This window comes from Actinophytocola sp., from assembly GCF_050699915.1.
Taxonomy (GTDB): Bacteria; Actinomycetota; Actinomycetes; order Mycobacteriales; family Pseudonocardiaceae; genus Actinophytocola.
In genome coordinates this window covers 1-21,054 of record NZ_JBOHGA010000077.1, presented here as the reverse complement: position 1 = coordinate 21,054, position 21,054 = coordinate 1, and the positions used below count along the sequence as shown (strand labels likewise).

The following is a 21,054-nucleotide window of genomic DNA, read 5'->3' as shown; positions in this document are numbered from 1 at the left end:
CCGCTGCGCTGTTGGGGCTGACCCTCGTCGCGTCCTGCACGACCAGCGAAGCGTCGCCGCAGCCGGGAGACGGTCCCGACATCGCCGTCGTGCCAGGCAAGACACCGTCCCCCTCCGCCAAGCCCGACAGCGACGACCCCGCCCCGCTCCAGCTGTCCACCGCCCGGGGTCGCATGAGCTCCTCCACCATCGCCGCCGGCGGCGGCGACTCCCCGTACAACTACGCCCCCTCGGTGCTCCTCGACGGCGGCCGCTACCGGATGTGGTGGTGCAGCCAGCTCGGCGTCGCCAAGCCCGCCGGCGACGACATCCTCCTTGCCGAGTCCCGCTCGCTGGACCGCACCTTCGCCGCCCCCGGCGGCAGCCGCGCCACCCCGGTCTTCTCCGGCCGCCCCGGCGCCTTCGATGCCATGCACACCTGCGACCCGTCGGTGATCCGCGTGGCCGGGCTCTACTACATGTACTACACCGGCGCCGCCGGCGATCACGACCACGGCAACGCGATCGGCCTGGCCACCAGCCACGACGGCCGGTCCTGGACGCGGGTCAACGACGGCGAGCCGCTGGTCAGGTCGGCCCGCGAGGTCTCCAACGGCAACACCTACGGCGCCGGCCAGCCCTCCGCGCTGTACCTCGGCGGCAAGTTCTACCTGATGTTCACCGACACCACCGGCGAGGGCACCGGGCACAACGGCGCCGGCCAGTTCGTCCTGCGCTCACCCGACGCCACGTTCTCTCGCGACGTCGAGGCGCTCGGCCCGGACGGCTTCGAGGAGGTGTCGGACACGAGCAAGCGCGGGCGCACCATCGTCGACGCGTTCAGCGCGGACTGGATGTGGGTGGACTCGCTCGCCGCGTTCGCGGTCGCCCACGAGACCCGCGAGGGCACCACGCTCACCTTCTGGGACATCGACTTTCGCACCAACCCGTACGAGCCGGTGCTCGTCCGCGGCGCGTGGCGGGAGGGCCCGGGCCTGGTCCGCCGCCCCGACGGGCACGCGGTCGTTTCCGTCGACGACCCGTGCCGCACCGCGCCGATCGACCTCGTCCGCGCCACCCGCGAGGGCCGCTTCGGCCCGTCGGACCTGCGCCACTACGGGCTCGACCTCGGCGGATTCGACGCGTGCAGGAGCACCGGCCGCGCGCTGCTCGCCCTCGACGGGTTCGCCATGCCGTCCCCGCAGCGCACCATCGACCTCGTGGTCAAGGGCGCGCTCGTGCGCGTCGACCGGCGCAGCGTCGCCGAGAAGCTCGCGGTCCGCGTACTCGACGAGCGGGTGCCGGCACTCGACGAGGTCGACGTCGCGGCGCGGCTGAAACCGGGCGCAGAGGTACACACGGCCCCGGGTCGCGGCACCGGCTTCCTCATCGACGACAAGTTGTGGCGGTTCGCGTCGGCCGACGTGCCCGCGCTGAACGACTCCGTGGTGACCGAGCTGTCCGATTCGGAGTGGGACGACTACGAGACCGGACCGGACCTCGACCCGCCGCGCTGAGACTCGGGCTCGTCGGAGTCCGGCGACTCGGAGTCCGGCAGTTCGGCGTCCGACTGGGCACGGCCGGGAACCCGGATCCACCGCCCGGCAAGGAACCCGAGGCAGGCCGGCACCAGCACCAGCAGCGCGGTGAACGCGGCACCGCCGGTCAGCGCGCCGCCGAGGTCGGCCACCCCGGTCTGGTCCACGAAGATCGACTTACCGATGATGCCCAGCACCGCGGCACCCCAGCCGGCGACGAGCGCGGCGATCAGCCAGACCTTGCCCCGCTCGGGCACGTCGCGCGCCGTGTCGATCGCACCCCACACCGCGGCGATGCCGACGAGTACGCCGAGAATGATCGCCTCGAACGTCGTGCGGGCGGTCGGGTGCTGCACCCCGAAGTCGGCCCGCACGGTCTCGGCCGCGGCATGCACGACCGCCAGGACGGCGCCGCGCAGCAGCCAGGTTCGCGGGGTCGTTCGCACCGCCACAGCGTAGGCGTCCGCCTACTAGGCTCGCACGCATGCCCGAGACGCACGCGCGCCGCCGAGCGGCGCTGCGTTCCCTGCTGCGGGAACGCGACCTGGATGCCCAGCTCGTGGTCGACCTGCGCAACGTGCGGTATCTGACGGGCTACACCGGCTCGAACGCCGCGCTGCTCGTGCACGCCCAGGACGAGCCGGGGGACGAGGCGCGCACGGTGTTCTGCACCGACGGCCGCTACCTGACCCAGTCCGCGCAGCAGGTGCCGGACCTGGAGCGGGTGCTCGACCGGCCGTGCCCGCCCGCGCTGGTCGAGCGGGCCGCGGCCGGCACCGCCTACCGCCGCACCGGCTACGAGAGCCACCGGGTCACCGTCGAGGACCTGGACACGCTGACCGACGTCGCCGGCGACGTCGAGCTCGTCCGGGCGCCGGGCCTGGTCGAGCGACTCCGGATGATCAAGGACGACGCCGAGATCGAGGCGTTGCGGATGGCCTGCGCGGCGGCCGACCGGGCACTCGCCGACCTGATCGAGCACGGCGGGCTCGCGGCCGGCCGCACCGAGCGCGAGGTCGCCCGCGACCTGGAGAGCCGGATGCTCGACCACGGCGCCGCCGGCCCGTCGTTCGAGTCGATCGTCGCCACCGGTGCGAACTCGGCCGTGCCGCACCACCGGCCGACCGACGCCGTGCTGCACGCCGGGGACCTCGTGAAGCTGGACTTCGGCGCGCTGGTCGACGGCTACCACTCGGACATGACGCGGACGTTCGTGCTCGGCAGGCCGGCGGACTGGCAGCGCGAGCTGTACGACCTCGTGGCCAGCGCGCAGGCGGCCGGGCGCGCTGCGCTGCGGGTGCACGCCGAGGTGAGTGGCGTGGACGCGGCCGCCCGCGATGTCGTCGAGCGCGCCGGCCGGGGCGAGGAGTTCCTGCACGGACTCGGGCACGGGGTGGGCCTGGAGATCCACGAGGCCCCGGCCCTGGCCAAGACCGGCGAAGGTAGACTGTCCGCCGGCATGGCAGTCACCGTGGAGCCGGGCGTGTATCTGTCCGGCAGGGGCGGGGTCCGCATCGAGGACACGCTCGTCGTGCGGGACGGCGATCCGGAGCTTCTCACGCTGACGACCAAACAGCTCGTCGTCGTGTGACCCCGTTGCGAGTACAGGAGAGATCTACCCCGTGGCTTCCACCAACGAACTGAAGAACGGCCTGGTGCTCAACCTCGAGGGCCAGCTGTGGTCCGTCGTCGAGTTCCAGCACGTGAAGCCGGGCAAGGGTCCGGCGTTCGTGCGCACCAAGCTCAAGCACGTGCTGACCGGCAAGGTCGTGGACAAGACGTTCAACGCCGGGGTGAAGGTCGACACCGCGACCGTCGACCGGCGCGAGATGACCTACCTGTACCAGGACGGCGCCCAGTTCGTGTTCATGGACGGCGACACCTACGAGCAGATCCACATCGACAACGACGTCGTCGGTGGCTCGTCGAGGTTCATGCTGGAGAACCAGAACGCGACCGTCGCGTCGCACGAGGGCACGCCGCTGTACGTCGAGCTCCCGGTGACGGTCGAGCTGGTCATCCAGCAGACCGACCCGGGCCTGCAGGGCGACCGGTCCACCGGCGGCACGAAGCCGGCCACGCTGGAGACCGGCGCCGAGATCCAGGTTCCGCTGTTCCTGTCGACCGGCGAGACGGTCAAGGTCGACACGCGCGACGGCCGGTACCTCGGCCGCGTCAGCTCGTAGTGCCCGCCGACCGAGAGCGCTGGGTGGGCGCGCGCAGCAAGGCCCGAAAGCGCGCGGTCGACGTTCTGTACGCGGCGGCCTTGCGCGACGCCGACCCGCTGACCCTTTTCGAGGAACGCACCGAGGCGGCGGAGAACCCGCCGCCGAACGACTACGCCCGCGCACTCCTCGAGGGCGTGGTGGCTCACCGGGAGCGCATCGACGAGCTGCTCGCCGAGCACGCCGAGGGCTGGACCCTGGATCGCATGCCGTTCGTGGACGTGGCGGTCCTGCGGCTCGGCGTGTACGAGCTCCTGTGGGCCACGGACGTCCCGGACGTGGTGGCGGTCGACGAGGCGGTCCTGCTGGCCCGCACCCTCTCGACGGACGACTCGCCCCGCTTCGTCAACGGCGTCCTCGGCCGCCTGGCGACGATCGCGGAGCAGCTGCGCGCCACCCTGTAGCGCGCCGCCGTCTCGGTGGCTGAAACTCGCGCGAGTTTGTCGGTGGGCCGCCATATCTTGGCGCCATGGAGAACGTCGACCGTCGCAGCCTGCTCGCGGCAGGGGTCACCGTGCTGTTCTGGGCCTCCGCGTTCGTCGCGATCAGGGATGCCGGGGAGTCCTACTCGCCGGGGGCGCTGGCCCTCGGGCGGCTGCTGTCCGGCGCCGCCGTGCTGGTGCTCGTGCTGATGGTCCGTCGCGAGGGATTCCCGCCGCGGGCCGCGTGGCCGGGCATCCTCGGCGCCGGCGTGCTCTGGTTCGGCGTCTACATGGTCGCGCTCAACTGGGGCGAGCAGGAGGTCGACGCGGGCACGGCGGCCATGGTGGTCAACGTCGGGCCGGTGCTGATCGCGCTGTTGTCCGGCTGGCTGCTCCGGGAGGGCTTCTCGCGCCGCGTGCTGGCGGGCATCGCGGTGTCGTTCGCCGGTGCGGTGGTGGTCGGGTTCGCCACGTCCGCCGGCGGCTCTGCCTCCGTGCTGGGCGTGCTCCTGTGCGTCCTCGCGGCGGCGACGTACGCGATCGGCGTGACCTGCCAGAAGCCCGCCTTACGGCACGCGTCCGCGGTCCAGGTGACCACGTTCGGCTGTCTCGTGGGCGTCGTGGCGTGCCTGCCGTTCACCGGTCAGCTGGTGACGGAGCTGGGGACCGCGCCGCTGTCGGCCACCGTGGACATGATCTACCTCGGCGTGTTCCCGACCGCGCTGGCGTTCCTCACGTGGGCCTACGCCCTGGCCCGCACGACGGCCGCGAAGATGGGCGCGACGACGTACGTGGTGCCGGCGATCGTGATCGTGATGTCGTGGCTGCTGCTCTCGGAGGTCCCCGGCTGGCTCACCCTGCTCGGCGGCGTCCTGTGCCTGGCCGGGGTCGCGGTGTCGCGCACCGGCCGGAAGGCCGCGTCACCCGTGCCAACCGAACCGACCGCGGTGGCCGCCCGCTGACCCCGATTCGGCGTAACCCACGCCGGTGAGACCGGTTCGGCTCGTCGCCGAGGATCGGTTACCGGAGGTACCCCGTCCGGGGGAGTAGTGGATCTGGCGTCAGCCGCCGCCGGCCTCGGGGTCTACGGGCCGGCGGCGGGTGCACGGTCAGTCCTCTTTGGATGGGCGAGCCTCGGGGGGCAGCACGCCCCAGTCGATGAGTTGCTCGGTGAGCTCTCCCGGGGTCATGTCGTAGATGATCGCCAGCGAGCGCAGGTCCTCGGTGCGGATGGAGAGCACCTTGCCGTTGTAGTCACCGCGCTGGCTCTGGATCGTGGCCGCGTACCTGGCGAGTGGGCCGACCTTCTCCGCCGGCAGCTGCTGCAGCCGCTCCAGGTTGATCACGATCTTCGTGGCCGGCTCGGCCCCGGAGGGCACCCGGCCCTCGGGAAGCAGCTCGACCACCGGAACCCCGTAGAAGTCGGCCAGCTCGGCCAGTTTCTGCACGGTCACGGCACGGTCGCCCCGCTCGTACGAGCCGACCACGACGGCCTTCCACCGGCCGCCGGACTTCTGCTCGACGCCGTGCAGGGACAGCCCCTGCTGCTGGCGGATGCCGCGGAGCTTGCTCCCCAGCGCCTTGGCGTAGTCGCCCATATGGCGATTCTCCATTCATTCGCCCCGCTGGCCGATAGGTGAGTGCCGCGGGTAGCCGCATATCAACACGCAGAGTAATGGTTACCCAGGGTTGTCACCAGGTCAAGCTGATCTGTGAACAGAGTTGATTGATTCGCAGGTTTACCACCCGGTTGGTGGATCCATTGCGCCTGGTACGGTGCTAGCGCGCCGACAAAGGCGCAGTTCAGACGTCCTTTAAGGACCCGTCCAGCGAGGCGGGGAAGGAGGTCAGCCGTGGCACCGCGCGATCGCGGTGCGGCGGAACCGGCCGAGCGCGAGCTGCTCGACGCCGGCGACGTCGCTCGCACCGTCGCCCGAATGGCCCACCAGGTCATCGAGCGCACCTCGCACGGCGCAGCCGATGCGCCCCCCGTTGTCCTCCTGGGCATCCCGACTCGCGGCGCGCCGCTGGCCATGCGGCTGGCCGCCCGGATCGCCGAGTTCAGCGGGACCGAGGTCGCGACCGGCGTCCTCGACGTCACCCTCTACCGCGACGATCTCCGCCGCCGTCCGACGCGCCCGCTCGGCGCCACCGAGCTGCCCCCGGGCGGGGTCGACGAGCGGCTGGTCATCCTGGTCGACGACGTGCTGTTCTCCGGCCGGACCATCCGCGCCGCCCTCGACGCCCTGCGCGACGCCGGCCGCCCGCGGGCCGTGCAGCTCGCCGTCCTGGTCGACCGGGGCCACCGCGAGCTGCCGATCCGCGCGGACTACGTCGGCAAGAACGTGCCCACCTCCCGCACCGAGGAGGTCCAGGTCCTGCTCGACGAGACCGACGCCCGGGACGCGGTCCTGCTGCGGCGCAAGGGGGAGGGGTCGTGAGCGGAGCTTGCGGAGCGAACCATCAGACACAGGGCGACCGCGAGCGGCGACACCGAGCCTGCGAGGGGGCGTCGTGAGGCATCTGCTCGCCACGGAGGGCCTCGATGTCGCGGCCGCGACAGCCGTGCTCGACACCGCCGAGGAGCTCAAGCGCACCCTGCTGGGCCGCGAGGTCCGCAAGCTCCCCACGCTGCGCGGCCGCACCGTGATCACGATGTTCTACGAGGCGTCCACCCGCACCCGGGTCTCCTTCGAGATCGCCGGCAAGTGGATGAGCGCCGACGTCGTCAACGTCTCCAGCACCGGCAGCAGCGTGGGCAAGGGCGAGTCGCTGCGCGACACCGCGCTGACGCTCGCCGCGGCCGGCGCCGACTGCGTGATCGTCCGCCACCCCGCCTCGGGCGCCGCGCACCGGCTCGCCGGCTGGCTGGCCGAGGCGGGCACGTCAGTGGTCAACGCCGGCGACGGCACGCACGAGCACCCCACTCAGGCCCTGCTCGACGCGGCCACGCTGCGGGAACGCCTCGGCGACCTGGCCGGCCGGCGGATCGCGATCGTCGGCGACGTGCTGCACAGCCGGGTCGCCCGGTCCAACGTCCACCTGCTGACCACCCTCGGCGCCGACGTGGTCCTGGTCGCCCCGCCCACGCTGCTGCCCGCGCAAGTCGAGCGGTGGCCCGTCACGGTGTCGCACACGTTCGACGCCGAGCTGCCCAGCCTCGACGCTGCGATGATGCTGCGGGTGCAGGCCGAGCGGATGCACGGCGGCTTCTTCCCGTCCGCCCGCGAGTACTCGATCGCCTACGGGCTGAGCGAGGCCCGGATGAAGGCGCTGCCCGAGCACGCGGTCGTGCTGCACCCCGGCCCGATGCTGCGGGGCATGGAGATCGCGTCCTCGGTCGCCGACTCGCCGCGGGCCGCGATCACCCAGCAGGTCGCGAACGGCGTGCACGTCCGCATGGCGGTGCTCTACCACCTGCTGGCCCACGAGGAGGAGATGTCGTGACCGGCCGCAGCAGCGCGGAGAGCGCACATGAGCCACGCGGCTCCCAACCGCGGCCAAGGGGAACGGGACGTTACCCAGCCACCGGTACGTCCCGAACCGGACGCCATCACCTCAACGCGACCACAACTTTTGATTCCGGGGAGGCGGCACGGTGACCGCCCTGGTGCTGCGAGGGATCCGGCCCTACGGCGAGGATCCGGTCGACCTCGAGATCCGCGACGGCATGATCGCCGCCATCGGCTCCGATGTGGACACCGACGGGGCGGAGGTCCGCGACGCGCAGGGCCTCGTCGCGCTGCCCGGGTTCGTCGACCTGCACACCCACCTGCGCGAGCCGGGCCGGGAGGACACCGAGACGATCGCGACCGGGTCGGCGGCCGCCGCGCTCGGCGGGTACACGGCCGTCTTCGCCATGGCCAACACGAGCCCGGTGGCGGACAACGCGGTGATCGTCGAGCACGTGTGGCGGCGCGGGCGCGAGGTCGGCCTGGTCGACGTGTACCCGGTCGGCGCGGTCACCGTCGGGCTCGCCGGCGAGAAGCTCGCCGAGCTGGGCACGATGGCCGGCTCGCACGCCCGCGTCCGGATGTTCTCCGACGACGGCCACTGCGTCGCCGACCCGCTGCTGATGCGCCGCGCGCTGGAGTACTCGACGGCGCTGGACGTGGTGATCGCCCAGCACGCCGAGGAGCCGCGGCTAACGGTCGGCGCGCAGGCCCACGAGGGCGAGCTGGCCGCGCGGCTGGGCCTCGCCGGCTGGCCCGCGGCCGCCGAGGAGTCGATCATCGCCCGGGACTGCCTGCTCGCCCGGCAGACCGGCGCCCGGCTGCACGTCTGCCACGTGTCGACGGCCGGCGCCGCGGAGCTGCTGCGGTGGGCGAAGGCGCAGGGCGTCGAGGTGTCCGCCGAGGTCACGCCGCACCACCTGCTGCTCGACGACGAGCGGCTGGCCACCTACGACCCGGTGAACAAGGTCAACCCGCCGCTGCGCACCGCCGCGGACGCCAAGGTGCTGCGCGAGGCGCTGGCCGAGGGCGTGCTGGACTGCGTGGCCACCGACCACGCGCCGCATGCCCCGCAGGACAAGGACTGCGAGTGGTCGGCCGCGCGACCCGGCATGCTGGGATTGCAGACGGCGCTGTCGGTGGTCGTGCGCACGATGGTCGAGCCGGGCCTGCTGGACTGGCGCGGCGTGGCGCGAGTGATGAGCGAGCGTCCGGCGGAGATCGTCGGCCTGCCCGACCAGGGCCGGCCGCTGGAGGCGGGTGAGCCGGCCACGCTGACGCTGGTCGACCCGGACGCGCGGTGGACGGTCCGCGGTGCGGAGCTGGCCAGCATCGCCGCCAACACGCCGTACGAGGAAATGGAGCTGCCCGGCCGGGTGGTCACGACGATGCTGCGGGGGCGGGTCACCGCCGACGATGGGGAGGTTCGGTCATGACCATGGCAGCCCTGGTGCTGGAGGACGGCCGGGTGTTCCGCGGCGACGCCTTCGGCGCCGTCGGGGCCACGCTCGGCGAGGTGGTGTTCTGCACCGGGATGACCGGCTACCAGGAGACGCTGACCGACCCGTCCTACCACCGCCAGATCGTCGTGGCGACCGCCCCGCAGATCGGCAACACCGGCTGGAACGACGAGGACGACGAGTCCCGCCGGATCTGGGTCGCCGGCTACGTGGTGCGCGACCCGGCGCGGGTGCCGTCGAACTGGCGGTCCCGTCGCCCGCTCGACGCGGCGCTGGCCGAGCAGGGCGTGGTCGGCATCAGCGGGCTCGACACCCGCTCGCTGACCCGGCACATCCGCGAGCTCGGCGCGATGCGCGGCGGCGTGTTCTCCGGCGACGCGCTCGCCGATCCCGACGTGCTCGTCGAGCGGGTGCTGGCGAGCCCGCGGATGGCCGGCGCGGACCTCGCCGGCGAGGTCACCACCGACGCGAACTACGTGATCCCGGCCGCCGGCGAGCGCCGGTTCCGGGTGGCCGCGCTGGATCTCGGCATCAAGACCAACACGCCGCGGATGATGGCCGCGCGCGGCATCGAGACCCATGTGCTGCCGGTCGACGCGACGATCGACGACGTGCTCGCGGTCGAGCCGGACGGCGTGTTCCTCGCCAACGGCCCGGGTGACCCGGCCACCGCCGAGGGCCCGGTCGCGCTCACGCGGTCGGTGCTGGAGCGGCGGATCCCGCTGTTCGGCATCTGCTTCGGCCACCAGATCCTCGGCCGTGCGCTCGGCCGCGGCACCTACAAGCTGCGCTACGGCCACCGCGGCATCAACATCCCGGTGATCGACGTGGCGAGTGGGCGAGTGGCGATCACCGCGCAGAACCACGGGTTCGCGCTGGAGGGCGAGCCGGGGGAGCGGTTCGACACCCCGTTCGGCGCGGCGCGGATCAGCCACTACTGCCCCAACGACGGTTGCGTGGAGGGCGTGCGCGCACTAGACGTGCCGGCGTTCTCCGTGCAGTACCACCCGGAGGCGGCGGCCGGCCCGCACGACGCCGCGCCGCTGTTCGACGAGTTCGTCGGTCTGATGGAGGACGGCAGGGGGGACGGCAGTGCCGAGAAGAGCTGACATCGAGCACGTCATGGTGATCGGGTCCGGCCCGATCGTGATCGGCCAGGCCTGCGAGTTCGACTACTCCGGCACCCAGGCCTGCCGGGTGCTGCGCGAGGAGGGCCTGCGGGTCAGCCTGGTGAACTCGAACCCGGCGACGATCATGACCGACCCGGAGTTCGCCGACGCCACCTACATCGAGCCGATCACCGCGGACTTCGTGGCCAAGGTGATCGCGAGGGAGCGGCCGGACGCGCTGCTCGCCACCCTGGGTGGGCAGACGGCACTCAACACCGCGGTCGCGCTGCACGAGCGCGGCGTGCTGGAGCAGTACGGCGTCGAGCTGATCGGCGCGGACATCGAGGCCATCCAGCGTGGCGAGGACCGCCAGCGGTTCAAGGACATCTGCGCGGCGGTCGGCGCGGAGACCCCGCGCAGCGCCGTGTGCCACTCGATGGACGACGTTCGGTCCACTGTGGACGAACTGGGGCTGCCGGTCGTGATCCGGCCCTCGTTCACGATGGGCGGGCTCGGCTCGGGCATGGCGCACACCAAGGAGGACCTCGAGCGGATGGCGTCGTCCGGGCTGTCCGAGAGCCCGGTGCACGAGGTGCTGATCGAGGAGAGCGTGCTCGGCTGGAAGGAGTACGAGCTCGAGCTGATGCGCGACCGGCACGACAACGTCGTGGTCGTCTGCTCGATCGAGAACATCGACCCGATGGGCGTGCACACCGGCGACTCGGTGACCGTCGCGCCGGCGATGACGCTGACCGACCGCGAGTACCAGCACATGCGCGACGTCGGCATCGACGTGCTGCGCGCGGTCGGTGTCGACACCGGCGGCTGCAACATCCAGTTCGCGGTGCACCCGCAGACCGGCCGGCTCGTGGTGATCGAGATGAACCCGCGGGTGTCGCGGTCCTCGGCGCTGGCGTCGAAGGCCACCGGGTTCCCGATCGCCAAGATCGCCGCGAAGCTCGCGATCGGCTACACGCTCGACGAGATCCGCAACGACATCACCGGCGAGACACCGGCCTCGTTCGAGCCGACGCTGGACTACGTCGTGGTGAAGGTGCCGCGGTTCGCCTTCGAGAAGTTCCCGGGCGCGGACCCGACGCTGACCACGACGATGAAGTCCGTCGGCGAGGCCATGTCGCTCGGCCGCAACTTCGTCGAGGCGCTCGGCAAAGCACTGCGCTCGATGGAGACCAAGGCGGCGGGGTTCTGGACGAGCGCCGATCCCGACCCGTTGACCGTCGAGTCGCTCCTGGAGGCGCTGCGGGTGCCGCACGACGGCCGGCTCTACACGGTCGAGCGGGCTCTGCGGCTGGGCGTGAGCGTCGCCGAGGTCAGCGAGGTGTCGGGCATCGACCCGTGGTTCGTCGACCAGATCGCCTCGCTCGTCGAGCTGCGCGCGGAGGTCTCCGCCGCGCCGGTGCTCGACGAGCCGTTGCTGCGCCGCGCCAAGCGGGCCGGCTGCTCCGACCGGCAGGTGGCCGCGCTGCGCCCGGAGCTGGCCGGCGAGGACGGGGTGCGGACGTTGCGCCACCGGCTCGGCATCCGGCCGGTGTTCAAGACCGTCGACACCTGCGCGGCCGAGTTCGCCGCGCGGACGCCGTACCACTACTCGGCCTACGAGCTCGACCCCGACGCCGAGTCGGAGGTGGCCGAGCAGCGCGAGCAGCCCAAGGTGCTGATCCTCGGATCGGGGCCGAACCGGATCGGGCAGGGCATCGAGTTCGACTACTCGTGCGTGCACGCCGCGATGGCGCTGCGCGCCGCGGGTTTCGAGACGGTGATGGTCAACTGCAACCCGGAGACGGTGTCGACCGACTACGACACGTCCGACCGGCTGTACTTCGAGCCGCTGACGTTCGAAGACGTGCTCGAGGTGGTGCACGCCGAGCAGCGGTCCGGGACCGTGGCCGGCGTGATCGTCCAGCTGGGCGGGCAGACTCCGCTGGGCCTCGCCCGGCGGCTCGCGGACGCGGGGGTGCCGATCGTCGGCACGCCGCCGGAGGCGATCCACCTCGCCGAGGACCGGGGAGCGTTCGGCGAGGTGCTGACCTCCGCGGGGCTGCCGGCGCCGCGGTACGGCACCGCGACGTCCTTCGCCGGCGCCAAGCGGATCGCGGACGAGATCGGCTACCCGGTGTTGGTGCGTCCGTCCTATGTGCTCGGTGGGCGCGGCATGGAGATCGTCTACGACGAGGACTCGCTGGCCGGCTACATCGCGCGCGCCACGGAGGTCACGCCCGAGCACCCGGTGCTGGTGGACCGTTTCCTGGACGACGCGATCGAGATCGACGTGGACGCGCTGTGCGACGGGAGCGAGGTGTTCCTCGGTGGGGTGATGGAGCACATCGAGGAGGCCGGCATCCATTCCGGCGACTCGTCGTGCGCGCTGCCGCCGATCACGCTGGGGCGTACGGACCTCGCCGCGATCCGCCGCTCGACCGCCGCCATCGCGCACGGGATCGGGGTGCGCGGGCTGCTGAACGTGCAGTACGCGTTGAAGGACGACGTGCTGTACGTGCTGGAGGCGAACCCGCGGGCGTCGCGGACGGTGCCGTTCGTGTCGAAGGCGACGGCCGTGCCGCTCGCGAAGGCGGCCGCCCGGATCATGCTGGGCGCGTCTCTTGCCGAGCTGCGCGCCGAGGGCATGCTGCCGGCCACCGGCGACGGCGCGGACCTGCCGCCGACCTCGCCGGTGGCGGTGAAGGAGGCGGTGCTGCCGTTCCACCGGTTCCGCACGCCGGAGGGGCACGGCGTGGACTCGCTACTCGGGCCGGAGATGAAGTCGACCGGCGAGGTGATGGGCATCGACACGTCGTTCGGCAAGGCGTTCGCGAAGTCGCAGACGGCGTCGTACGGTTCGCTGCCGACGTCCGGCCGGGTGTTCGTGTCGGTGGCGAACCGGGACAAGCGGGCGATGGTGTTCCCGGTGAAGCGCCTGGCGGACCTGGGCTTCGAGATCCTGGCGACGGCCGGCACGGCGGAAGTGTTACGCCGCAACGGAATCCCGTGCACCGAGGTCCGCAAGCACTTCGAGACTCCCAGAAACTCCGACCCGAACATCGTGGAGATCATCCGCGCCGGCGGCGTCGACATGGTGATCAACACCCCGTACGGCAACCCGGGGCCGCGCGTCGACGGCTACGAGATCCGCACGGCGGCGGTGTCCCGGGACATCCCGTGCGTGACAACGATCCAGGGCGCCGCGGCGGCCGTGCACGGCATCGAGGCGTTGATCCGCCAGGACATCGGCGTCGAGTCACTCCAGTCCCTGCAGGCGACGTTACGGAGCACCCGATGACCCTCGCGCCGCCTCGACCGGCGCCGCCCCGATCACCGCACCTGGCGGCTGCCGCGCCGAAACCGTCGGCGCCAACCGGTAGCGTTGAAATCGGGGGGCTCCTAGGCCGATTGAACGGACCGTTCAATCGGTGGGGTCGGCAGGCGGCGGGTGTCCGCGCCGGCCGGGAGGCGCGATGAGGGCGCCGTTCGGAGCTCGCGTCACCACCGCCGTCTCCTTGCGCGGTCCCTTGTGCGTGGGCATCGACCCCCATCCCGCCCTGCTCGAAGCCTGGGGTCTGCCGGTCTCCGCCGAGGGGCTCGGGCGCTTCGCGGACATCTGTGTCGAGGCGTTCGCCGGGGAGATCGCGGTCGTCAAACCGCAGTCGGCGTTCTTCGAGGCCCACGGGTCCGCCGGGGTCGCGGTCCTGGAGCGGCTGATCGGCGACGCGCGGCAGGCGGGGACGCTCGTCATCCTCGACGTCAAGCGCGGCGACATCGGCTCCACCATGGCCGCCTACGCGACCGCCTACCTCGCCGAGGGCTCGCCGCTCGCAGCCGACGCCGTCACGCTCTCGCCCTACCTCGGGTTCGGCTCGCTCGACCCCGCGCTGGACCTCGCCGCGCAGACCGGGCGCGGCGTTTTCGTGCTCGCGCTGACTTCGAACCCCGAGGGAGCTGCCGTTCAGCGCGCCACGGGTGCCGCCGGGCGATCGGTGGCCCAGGACATCGTCGACGCGGCCGCCGACCGCAACGCCGGCGCCAGCCCGCTGGGTCCGGTCGGCCTCGTCATCGGCGCGACGGTCGGCCGCACCGACCTTGACCTGGACCGACTCAACGGCACGATCCTCGCCCCGGGGTTCGGCGCCCAGGGCGCCACGCTCGCCGACCTGCGCACGGTGTTCGGCGCGAGCCTGCGGCACGTCCTGCCGTCCTCGTCACGCGAGATCCTGCGGCACGGCCCGGACCCGGCGGCCCTGCGCGACGCCGCCCGGCGCGTGCGCGACGCGCTCGCCGTCGCCCACCCGCTGTAGTCGCACGGGTCCGTTCGGCCGACCGAATCCGCCATTCGCGAACCGAAGTTGTCCACAGCTCCGCGCCACCCCTTTTGACCAGGCATTTTGTTGGTAGACTTGGCTCATGGGGTGCCCCCGGAGAGGGTGGGGGCAGCCTTGGGTACGCGCGCGAGAACAGACAAAGTTCGCGGTCCGGAATTGAGGGATTTTCGCAGTGCCGAACCCCGGCGGGACAATTCGTCGCCGCCGGCTCCGACATGTCGCCGCTGGCCCGAAATCGGCCCGCCTTGTACAGCACAACCACGAAATGATCAAGGTCCTAGATCTGGTTACCGCAGGTCCGGGCATTGGTCGCTACGCACAGTAGATCTATGCTCCGATAAGCGCTACGTTGCGCACTATTGTGGACCCGCGTTGTCGTGACCGCTCCGACCTCGGTAACGTCGCGGCACCGATCCGCAGAAACACCCCCCACCCCCCGGAGGAAATCGTGGCCCTTCCCCAGCTGACCGAGGAGCAGCGGGCCGCAGCGCTGGAGAAGGCGGCTGCCGCCCGTCGCGCCCGAGCTGAGCTCAAGGAGCGCCTGAAGCGAGGTGGCACCACCCTCAAGGACGTGCTCGCCCAAGCTGACAAGGACGAGGTCCTGGGCAAGATGAAGGTCACCGCACTGCTCGAGGCCCTGCCGGGCGTCGGCAAGGTGCGTGCCCAGCAGATCATCGAGCGTCTGGAGATCGCCCCGAGCCGCCGTCTGCGCGGTCTCGGTGAGCGCCAGCGCAAGGCGTTGCTCGCCGAGTTCAGCGGCGAGTGAGTCGCGCTCATCGTGAGACCCGGAGGGGCCGGCTAGTTGTTTTGGCCGGCCCCTCCGGCGTCGGCAAGAGCAGCGTGGTGCGCGAGCTCCGCACCATGCACCCCGACTTGTGGTTCAGCGTCTCGGCGACCACCCGCGAGCAGCGGCCGGGCGAGCGCGACGGCGTCGACTACCGCTTCGTCACCCCCGCGCGGTTCGACCGCATGATCGCCGACGGCGAGCTGCTGGAGTGGGCGAGCATCCACCGCGGCACGCACCGCTCCGGAACCCCCCGCGCGCCCATCGAGGAGCGCCTGGCCGCCGGCCTGCCAGCCCTGGTCGAGGTCGACCTGCAGGGCGCCCGCGCGCTGCGCCAGACCATGCCCGAGGCTTACCTCGTCTTCCTCTGCCCGCCCAGCTGGGAGGCGCTGGTCGAGCGACTCGTCGGCCGCGGCACCGAGTCGCCGGAGATCGTCGAGCGCCGGCTGCGCACCGCCAAGGAGGAGCTGGCCGCCCAGGACGAGTTCGACGCGGTGGTGGTGAACACCGACGTGAAGAGCGCCGCGGCCGAGTTGCTAACCTTGGTACTCGACGAATCGTCTGACCAGCTGGAGACACACGAGTGATCACCCCCACCGAGTTGGGCGCACTGGGTGACCCGACGAGCCCGCAGCTCGAAGGCATCACCAACCCCCCGATCGACGACCTGCTCGACAAGGTCAGCTCGAAGTACGCCCTGGTGATCTACGCGGCCAAGCGCGCCCGGCAGATCAACGACTACTACGCGCAGCTCGGCGAGGGCCTGCTGGAGTACGTCGGTCCGCTGGTGGAGCCGGGTCCGCGGGAGAAGCCGCTGTCGATCGCGCTCCGCGAGATCCACGCCGGCCTGCTCGAACACACCGAAGGCGAGTGACGGAGGCCGATCGCCGGCCCCGCGTCGTCCTCGGCCGACGGCAGGGCTGGGATCGCGGCCGGAAGTGTGGGAGGGCACGTGACCGAAACCGACTCGCGTCCTCGCGTTGTGCTGGGCGTGGGTGGTGGGATCGCGGCCTACAAGGCGTGTGAGGTACTCCGTCGCCTGACCGAGTCTGGGCACGACGTTCGCGTCGTGCCCACCGAGGCCGCGCTGCGGTTCGTCGGCGCGGCCACCTTCGAGGCGCTGTCCGGCAACCCGGTGCACACCGAGGTCTTCGCCGACGTGCCCGAGGTGCCGCACGTGCGCATCGGGCAGCACGCGGACCTCGTCCTCGTCGTACCCGCCACCGCCGACCTGCTCGCCAAGGCGGCCCACGGGCTCGCCGACGACCTGCTCACCAACACGCTGCTCACCGCCCGCTGCCCGGTGCTCATGGCGCCCGCGATGCACACCGAGATGTGGGAGCACCCCGCGACCCGGGCCAACGTGGCGACCCTGCGCGAGCGCGGCGTCGTCGTCACCGAGCCCGCCAGCGGCCGGCTGACGGGTGTCGACACCGGCAAGGGGCGCCTCGCCGACCCGGCCGAGCTCGTCGATCTCGCCCGGCTGCTGCTCGTTCGGCCCGACGCGCTGCCGCGGGACATGGCGGGGCTGCGGGTCGTCGTGTCCGCGGGCGGCACCCGCGAGCCGCTCGACCCCGTCCGCTACCTCGGCAACCGCTCCTCGGGCAAGCAGGGCTACGCGCTCGCCCGCACCGCCGTGCAGCGCGGCGCGCAGGTGACGCTGGTCTCCGCGCACACCGTCTCCCTGGCCGAGCCCGCGGGTGCCGAGCTCGTCCGAGCCGGCACGGCCGAGGAGCTCCGGGAGGCCGTGCACAAGGCGGCCGAGGGCGCCGACGTCGTGGTGATGGCCGCCGCCGTGGCCGACTTCCGGCCCGTCAGCCGGGCCGCGCACAAGATCAAGAAGACCGGCCGCGACCCCGACCCCGTCGCGTTGACCCGCAACCCGGACGTGCTGGCCGAGCTCGTCGCCGCGCGGGCCGCCGGCCAGGTCATCGTGGGCTTCGCGGCCGAGACCGGCGACAGCACCGGAGACGTGCTCGAGCACGCCCGGGCCAAACTGAGACGCAAGGGGTGTGACCTGCTCGTGGTCAACGCCGTCGGCGAGGGCAAGGCCTTCGAGATGGAGGACAACGCGGGCTGGCTACTCTCCGCCGATGGATCCGAACGTGCGATAGCTCTCGGTAGCAAGTCGCGCATGGCTTCCGATATCTGGGATGCGGTGGTGGCGTTCATCGAGGCCTGATTGGTTCTCCAGCGCCTTCAGTACGCTTTGAGCAACAACCAGCGAGGAATTGGGTAGGTACACGTCGTGACGGAGTCCGCGAGCAGGCTGTTCACCAGCGAATCGGTGACCGAGGGGCACCCAGACAAGATCTGTGACGCGATCAGCGACTCGATCCTGGACGCGATGCTGTCCAAGGACCCGCGATCCCGCGTCGCCGTGGAGACCATGGTCACCACCGGCCAGGTGCACGTCGCCGGCGAGGTGACGACCGAGGCCTACGCGGACATCCCGACCATCGTCCGCGAGACGATCCTGGGCATCGGCTACGACTCCTCGGCCAAGGGCTTCGACGGCAACTCCTGCGGCGTGAACATCGCGATCGGCGCCCAGTCGCCCGACATCGCGCAGGGCGTGGACACCGCCTACGAGTCGCGCGTGGAGAACGAAGAGGACGAGATCGCCAAGCAGGGCGCCGGCGACCAGGGCCTGATGTTCGGCTACGCCTGCACCGACACGCCCGAGCTGATGCCGCTGCCGATCGCGCTCGCGCACCGGCTGTCCCACCGGCTCACCGACGTGCGCAAGAACGGCACGCTGCCCTACCTGCGCCCGGACGGCAAGACGCAGGTCACCATCGAGTACGCGGGCGACCAGGCCGTGCGCCTCGACACCGTGGTCGTGTCCTCGCAGCACGCCGACGGCGTCGACCTGGAGAAGCTGCTCACCGTCGACGTGCTCGAGCAGGTCGTCCGCCCCGAGCTCGGCCAGCTCGACCTGGACTCCGAGAACGTGCGGCTGCTGGTCAACCCGACCGGCCGCTTCGTCGTCGGTGGCCCGATGGGCGACGCCGGCCTGACCGGTCGCAAGATCATCGTCGACACCTACGGCGGCATGGCCCGCCACGGCGGCGGCGCGTTCTCCGGCAAGGACCCGTCGAAGGTGGACCGCTCGGCCGCCTACGCGATGCGCTGGGTGGCGAAGAACGCGGTGGCCGCGGGCCTCGCGTCGCGGATCGAGGTCCAGATCGCCTACGCGATCGGCAAGGCGGCGCCGGTGGGCCTGTTCGTCGAGACGTTCGGCACCGAGACGGTCGACCCCAGCAAGATCCAGGCGGCGATCAGCCAGGTCTTCGACCTCCGGCCGGCCGCCATCATTCGTGACCTCGACCTGCTCCGCCCGATCTATGCTCAGACTGCCGCGTACGGCCACTTCGGCCGTCCAGAGCTGGACCTGCCATGGGAGCGTACCGATCGCGCCGAGTCGCTGAAGGCCCTCGCCGGGGCCTGAACCGGCCCGGCCCCATACGGTGGCTGTGGTATGCGGTCGGTGGCACGCTGCCGGCCGTGTACCACGGCTGGGTCCTCTACGACCTGACCTGCCGGACCTGGGTGCTGCGCCACTTCGCCCGGGTCCAGGTGATGTTCTCCGCCTGGTGGCTCGCCCTGCTCGTGCCCGGCCCGTGGTCGCTGCGCATCTCGATGGTGGCCATGGGCTACCTGCTGTCGATCTACTTCTCCCTCGCCTTCCTCGAGGACGCCTGCGAACGCCGGCTGATCAGGCACGGCTTCCCGGCCGGCCTGAACCGCACCATCCGTGAAGAGTCCTCTGTGGACCAACGAGCGGAGCTGGCCGTCATGTACACGGCCTTCTACCAACCCTGAGCTAGTGCGCGGGGCGGCCCGCGGCCAGGTCGCGCAGGATGTCCGGGCGGATGATCGTCACCCGGTGGCGCGCCGTCTGCACGACGCCGAGCTTCTTCAGCTCGTCCATGCCGCGGATCAGCGTGCTCCGCGAGACTCGGGCGAAGCTCGCCAGGTCCTCCTGCGTCTCGTACAGCACGACCTCGCTCGCGGCCTCCCAGTCGGGGTCGTATTGCAGCGCCAGTTCCAGGAGCACGGCAGCGAGCCGTTGCGGGAAATCCGGGCCGCCGGACTCCAATCGGAGTCGATCCGACTGCTGTAGACGAATCGCCGCCGTTCGGAGCAGTTCCTCGGAAATTCGCGGCTTTTGGCGTAGCACGGCACGGAGGCGGTCGCGTGGAATGACCAACGCGCGCACTTCGTCGATGGCCTGGATCGTCGCGGTGCGGGGAAGTCCGCTGATCGGTGACAGCTCGCCGACGATCTCCGCCGGGCCGCGCGCCGCGAGAGGTGCGTTGTCGCCACGGTAGTTCGTCGCGGTGATCTTCACCCAGCCCTGCTGGATGACGAACATGCTGCTCGGCGGGCTGCCCTGCATGGCGAGGATCTCGCCCGGCTGCCAGGTGCGGACATATCCGCATGCGGTCAGGGCCGCCTTTTCCGCGTCCGTCAGCCGGTGCCACGCTCGGCGCTCACCGTTTCCGACTTCCAACGGCCCCATTTTTGGGTTCTCCCCAGCCCCGTCCGCATGTTCCATTTGACACGTTACCTGGTCCCGAACCCGGCGAGTATGGCTCTACAGCCGAAAACGGGGAGGCTTGGATGGCCACGAACCAGACGTTGAGCCCGGTCCTCAACTCGGAGTGGACGCGAAGCACGGCCGTGATTCCCAAGTCCATCCCGCCGCACCCGACGCGGTGGGCCGACGACCGGCACCGCTGGCGGCCGGTCGAGCCGGTCGGCGCGGGCCGCCTTCCGCTCACCGAGCCGCGGCCGAAGTCGGCCGGGCTCGCCTTCGTGCTCAGCGTGCTCTTCGGGCCGGTCGGCCTCTGCTACGTCTCGGCCACGGCCGGGCTCGTCGCGACGGTGTCGACCGCCGTGATCCTGCTCGTCGCAGGGGCGGGGTTCGTGCCGCTGCTGGTCATCTGGCCGTTGTCGGTGCTCGGGTCGGTGTGGGGCGCCGGCCACGTGCACGTCAGCGGCTGAACCGGCACGGCCGACAGCTCGGGGTCGGAGTGTGACGCGATCGCGACGATTCGGTGCCGCGCGATCGTGCTGGTGAACACCACGCGGTGTGCCTCCCACCGCCCACGCCGCCCCGGGCTCCCGCCGATGAGCCCAGTCCGTCCAGGTACCACCGAAGCAGGAGATCCGGATCGAGGGAGGGAGAGCCGAGCTGTGTCCGGCCCCGCGTGCCAACCAGGTACACGGCGCCGGACACGGTTCGCGCGCCGGACCGGTCTGAGGCGGCGGTCGACAGTGGGCCGTGATAAACACCGGCCATGACCGCGCGCAAGGGGGAGCAGCGGCCGGCGACCACGCTGCCGGTCGCCCGGGTGCTGGTCGACGTCCCGCTCGCGCACCTGGACCGGCCGTTCGACTATCTGGTGCCCGAGCAGCTCGACGACGTCGCCGTGCCGGGCTGTCGCGTGCGCGTGCGCTTCGCCGGCCAGCAGGTCGACGGCTTCCTCGCCGAGCGGGTCGCGGAGTCCGAGTTCACCGGCAGGCTCGGGTACCTGTCCAAGGTCGTCTCGCCGGAGCCGGTGCTCACGCCCGAGATCGCCGCGCTCGCCCGCGCCGTGGCCGACCGGTACGCCGGCACCATGATCGACATACTGCGGCTGGCCATCCCGCCACGGCACGCCAAGGTCGAGGCCGAGCCGGCGCCCGAGCCGGCCCCGGTGCCGGCCGCGCCGGCGGGTGAGGCGTGGCGGCGCTACCCGCGCG

General features: G+C 71.6%; 21 protein-coding genes and 1 pseudogene. 19 read left to right on the top strand and 3 right to left on the bottom strand.

Annotated features, from left to right (window positions below; translation table 11 throughout):
• Nucleotides 1–173: 173 nt before the first annotated feature.
• Nucleotides 174–1,496 (top strand): beta-xylosidase, encoded by a 1,323-nt coding sequence (locus ACRDSK_RS16040; protein WP_431441752.1) that lies wholly within the window; start codon nt 174–176, stop codon nt 1,494–1,496.
• On the opposite strand, the gene ACRDSK_RS16035 is transcribed toward ACRDSK_RS16040, so the two are convergent.
• The gene (locus ACRDSK_RS16035) at nt 1,460–1,963 is read right to left on the bottom strand and encodes a B-4DMT family transporter (protein ID WP_431441751.1); all 504 of its coding nucleotides are present in this window, start codon (nt 1,961–1,963) and stop codon (nt 1,460–1,462) included. The genes ACRDSK_RS16040 and ACRDSK_RS16035 overlap by 37 nt on opposite strands.
• A gap of 38 nt (nt 1,964–2,001) precedes the next feature.
• On the opposite strand from ACRDSK_RS16035, the gene ACRDSK_RS16030 reads away from it, so the two are divergent.
• The 4 genes from ACRDSK_RS16030 to ACRDSK_RS16015 all read left to right on the top strand — a co-directional run bounded on the left by ACRDSK_RS16030 (nt 2,002) and on the right by ACRDSK_RS16015 (nt 5,126).
• Nucleotides 2,002–3,108, top strand: a complete 1,107-nt coding sequence (locus tag ACRDSK_RS16030; RefSeq protein ID WP_431441750.1) for a M24 family metallopeptidase — start codon at nt 2,002–2,004, stop codon at nt 3,106–3,108.
• 31 nt (nt 3,109–3,139) lie between these two features.
• Nucleotides 3,140–3,703 carry an elongation factor P gene (gene efp, locus ACRDSK_RS16025; RefSeq protein ID WP_431441749.1) on the top strand — a complete coding sequence of 188 codons (564 nt, stop codon included), beginning with the start codon at nt 3,140–3,142 and terminating at the stop codon, nt 3,701–3,703.
• Nucleotides 3,704–3,726: 23 nt separating this feature from the next.
• A complete protein-coding gene (gene nusB / locus ACRDSK_RS16020) occupies nt 3,727–4,146 on the top strand; it encodes a transcription antitermination factor NusB (protein ID WP_431441760.1) in 420 nt (139 codons plus the stop codon).
• A 65-nt stretch (nt 4,147–4,211) separates the two neighbouring features.
• On the top strand, nt 4,212–5,126 hold the full coding sequence (locus ACRDSK_RS16015) for a DMT family transporter (protein ID WP_431441748.1): 915 nt from the start codon (nt 4,212–4,214) through the stop codon (nt 5,124–5,126).
• Between the two features lie 147 nt (nt 5,127–5,273).
• Here ACRDSK_RS16015 and bldD read toward each other — a convergent pair whose 3' ends face one another.
• The gene (bldD, locus tag ACRDSK_RS16010; RefSeq protein WP_075123575.1) at nt 5,274–5,762 is read right to left on the bottom strand and encodes a transcriptional regulator BldD; all 489 of its coding nucleotides are present in this window, start codon (nt 5,760–5,762) and stop codon (nt 5,274–5,276) included.
• 255 nt (nt 5,763–6,017) lie between these two features.
• On the opposite strand from bldD, the gene pyrR reads away from it, so the two are divergent.
• The 12 genes from pyrR to ACRDSK_RS15950 all read left to right on the top strand — a co-directional run bounded on the left by pyrR (nt 6,018) and on the right by ACRDSK_RS15950 (nt 19,128).
• Nucleotides 6,018–6,605: a bifunctional pyr operon transcriptional regulator/uracil phosphoribosyltransferase PyrR gene (gene pyrR, locus ACRDSK_RS16005; RefSeq protein ID WP_431441747.1), complete on the top strand. Its 588-nt coding sequence runs from the start codon at nt 6,018–6,020 to the stop codon at nt 6,603–6,605.
• 73 nt (nt 6,606–6,678) lie between these two features.
• On the top strand, nt 6,679–7,611 hold the full coding sequence (locus ACRDSK_RS16000) for an aspartate carbamoyltransferase catalytic subunit (RefSeq protein WP_431441745.1): 933 nt from the start codon (nt 6,679–6,681) through the stop codon (nt 7,609–7,611).
• 151 nt (nt 7,612–7,762) lie between these two features.
• Nucleotides 7,763–9,052, top strand: coding sequence for a dihydroorotase (locus ACRDSK_RS15995; protein WP_431441744.1), 1,290 nt, complete (start codon nt 7,763–7,765; stop codon nt 9,050–9,052).
• A complete protein-coding gene (gene carA / locus ACRDSK_RS15990; protein WP_431441742.1) occupies nt 9,049–10,185 on the top strand; it encodes a glutamine-hydrolyzing carbamoyl-phosphate synthase small subunit in 1,137 nt (378 codons plus the stop codon). The genes ACRDSK_RS15995 and carA overlap by 4 nt, the downstream gene beginning before the upstream one ends.
• Entirely contained in the window at nt 10,169–13,483 is a 3,315-nt protein-coding gene (carB, locus tag ACRDSK_RS15985) for a carbamoyl-phosphate synthase large subunit (RefSeq protein ID WP_431441740.1), read from the top strand. Before carA ends, carB begins: the two co-directional genes overlap by 17 nt.
• Before the next feature lie 175 nt (nt 13,484–13,658).
• Nucleotides 13,659–14,495 (top strand): orotidine-5'-phosphate decarboxylase, encoded by an 837-nt coding sequence (gene pyrF / locus ACRDSK_RS15980; RefSeq protein WP_431441739.1) that lies wholly within the window; start codon nt 13,659–13,661, stop codon nt 14,493–14,495.
• A gap of 472 nt (nt 14,496–14,967) precedes the next feature.
• Nucleotides 14,968–15,285: an integration host factor MihF gene (gene mihF, locus ACRDSK_RS15975; RefSeq protein ID WP_431441737.1), complete on the top strand. Its 318-nt coding sequence runs from the start codon at nt 14,968–14,970 to the stop codon at nt 15,283–15,285.
• Nucleotides 15,282–15,890 carry a guanylate kinase gene (gmk, locus tag ACRDSK_RS15970; RefSeq protein ID WP_431441736.1) on the top strand — a complete coding sequence of 203 codons (609 nt, stop codon included), beginning with the start codon at nt 15,282–15,284 and terminating at the stop codon, nt 15,888–15,890. Before mihF ends, gmk begins: the two co-directional genes overlap by 4 nt.
• Nucleotides 15,887–16,177, top strand: coding sequence for a DNA-directed RNA polymerase subunit omega (rpoZ, locus tag ACRDSK_RS15965; RefSeq protein WP_075123567.1), 291 nt, complete (start codon nt 15,887–15,889; stop codon nt 16,175–16,177). Before gmk ends, rpoZ begins: the two co-directional genes overlap by 4 nt.
• Nucleotides 16,178–16,255: 78 nt before the next feature.
• Nucleotides 16,256–17,485, top strand: a complete 1,230-nt coding sequence (gene coaBC / locus ACRDSK_RS15960; RefSeq protein WP_431441734.1) for a bifunctional phosphopantothenoylcysteine decarboxylase/phosphopantothenate--cysteine ligase CoaBC — start codon at nt 16,256–16,258, stop codon at nt 17,483–17,485.
• A gap of 66 nt (nt 17,486–17,551) precedes the next feature.
• Complete coding sequence (gene metK, locus ACRDSK_RS15955) at nt 17,552–18,754, top strand: methionine adenosyltransferase (RefSeq protein ID WP_431441733.1); 1,203 nt, start codon at nt 17,552–17,554, stop codon at nt 18,752–18,754.
• Complete coding sequence (locus ACRDSK_RS15950; RefSeq protein ID WP_431441732.1) at nt 18,703–19,128, top strand: DUF5313 family protein; 426 nt, start codon at nt 18,703–18,705, stop codon at nt 19,126–19,128. Before metK ends, ACRDSK_RS15950 begins: the two co-directional genes overlap by 52 nt.
• 1 nt (nt 19,129) lies before the next feature.
• Here the strand turns inward: ACRDSK_RS15950 and ACRDSK_RS15945 are convergent, their stop codons facing one another.
• On the bottom strand, nt 19,130–19,864 hold the full coding sequence (locus tag ACRDSK_RS15945; protein WP_431441730.1) for a Crp/Fnr family transcriptional regulator: 735 nt from the start codon (nt 19,862–19,864) through the stop codon (nt 19,130–19,132).
• A gap of 65 nt (nt 19,865–19,929) precedes the next feature.
• On the opposite strand from ACRDSK_RS15945, the gene ACRDSK_RS15940 reads away from it, so the two are divergent.
• Nucleotides 19,930–20,313, top strand: a complete 384-nt coding sequence (locus tag ACRDSK_RS15940) for a hypothetical protein (protein ID WP_431441728.1) — start codon at nt 19,930–19,932, stop codon at nt 20,311–20,313.
• A 296-nt stretch (nt 20,314–20,609) separates the two neighbouring features.
• Nucleotides 20,610–21,054: pseudogene (locus ACRDSK_RS15935) on the top strand (primosome assembly protein PriA); the annotation flags it as partial.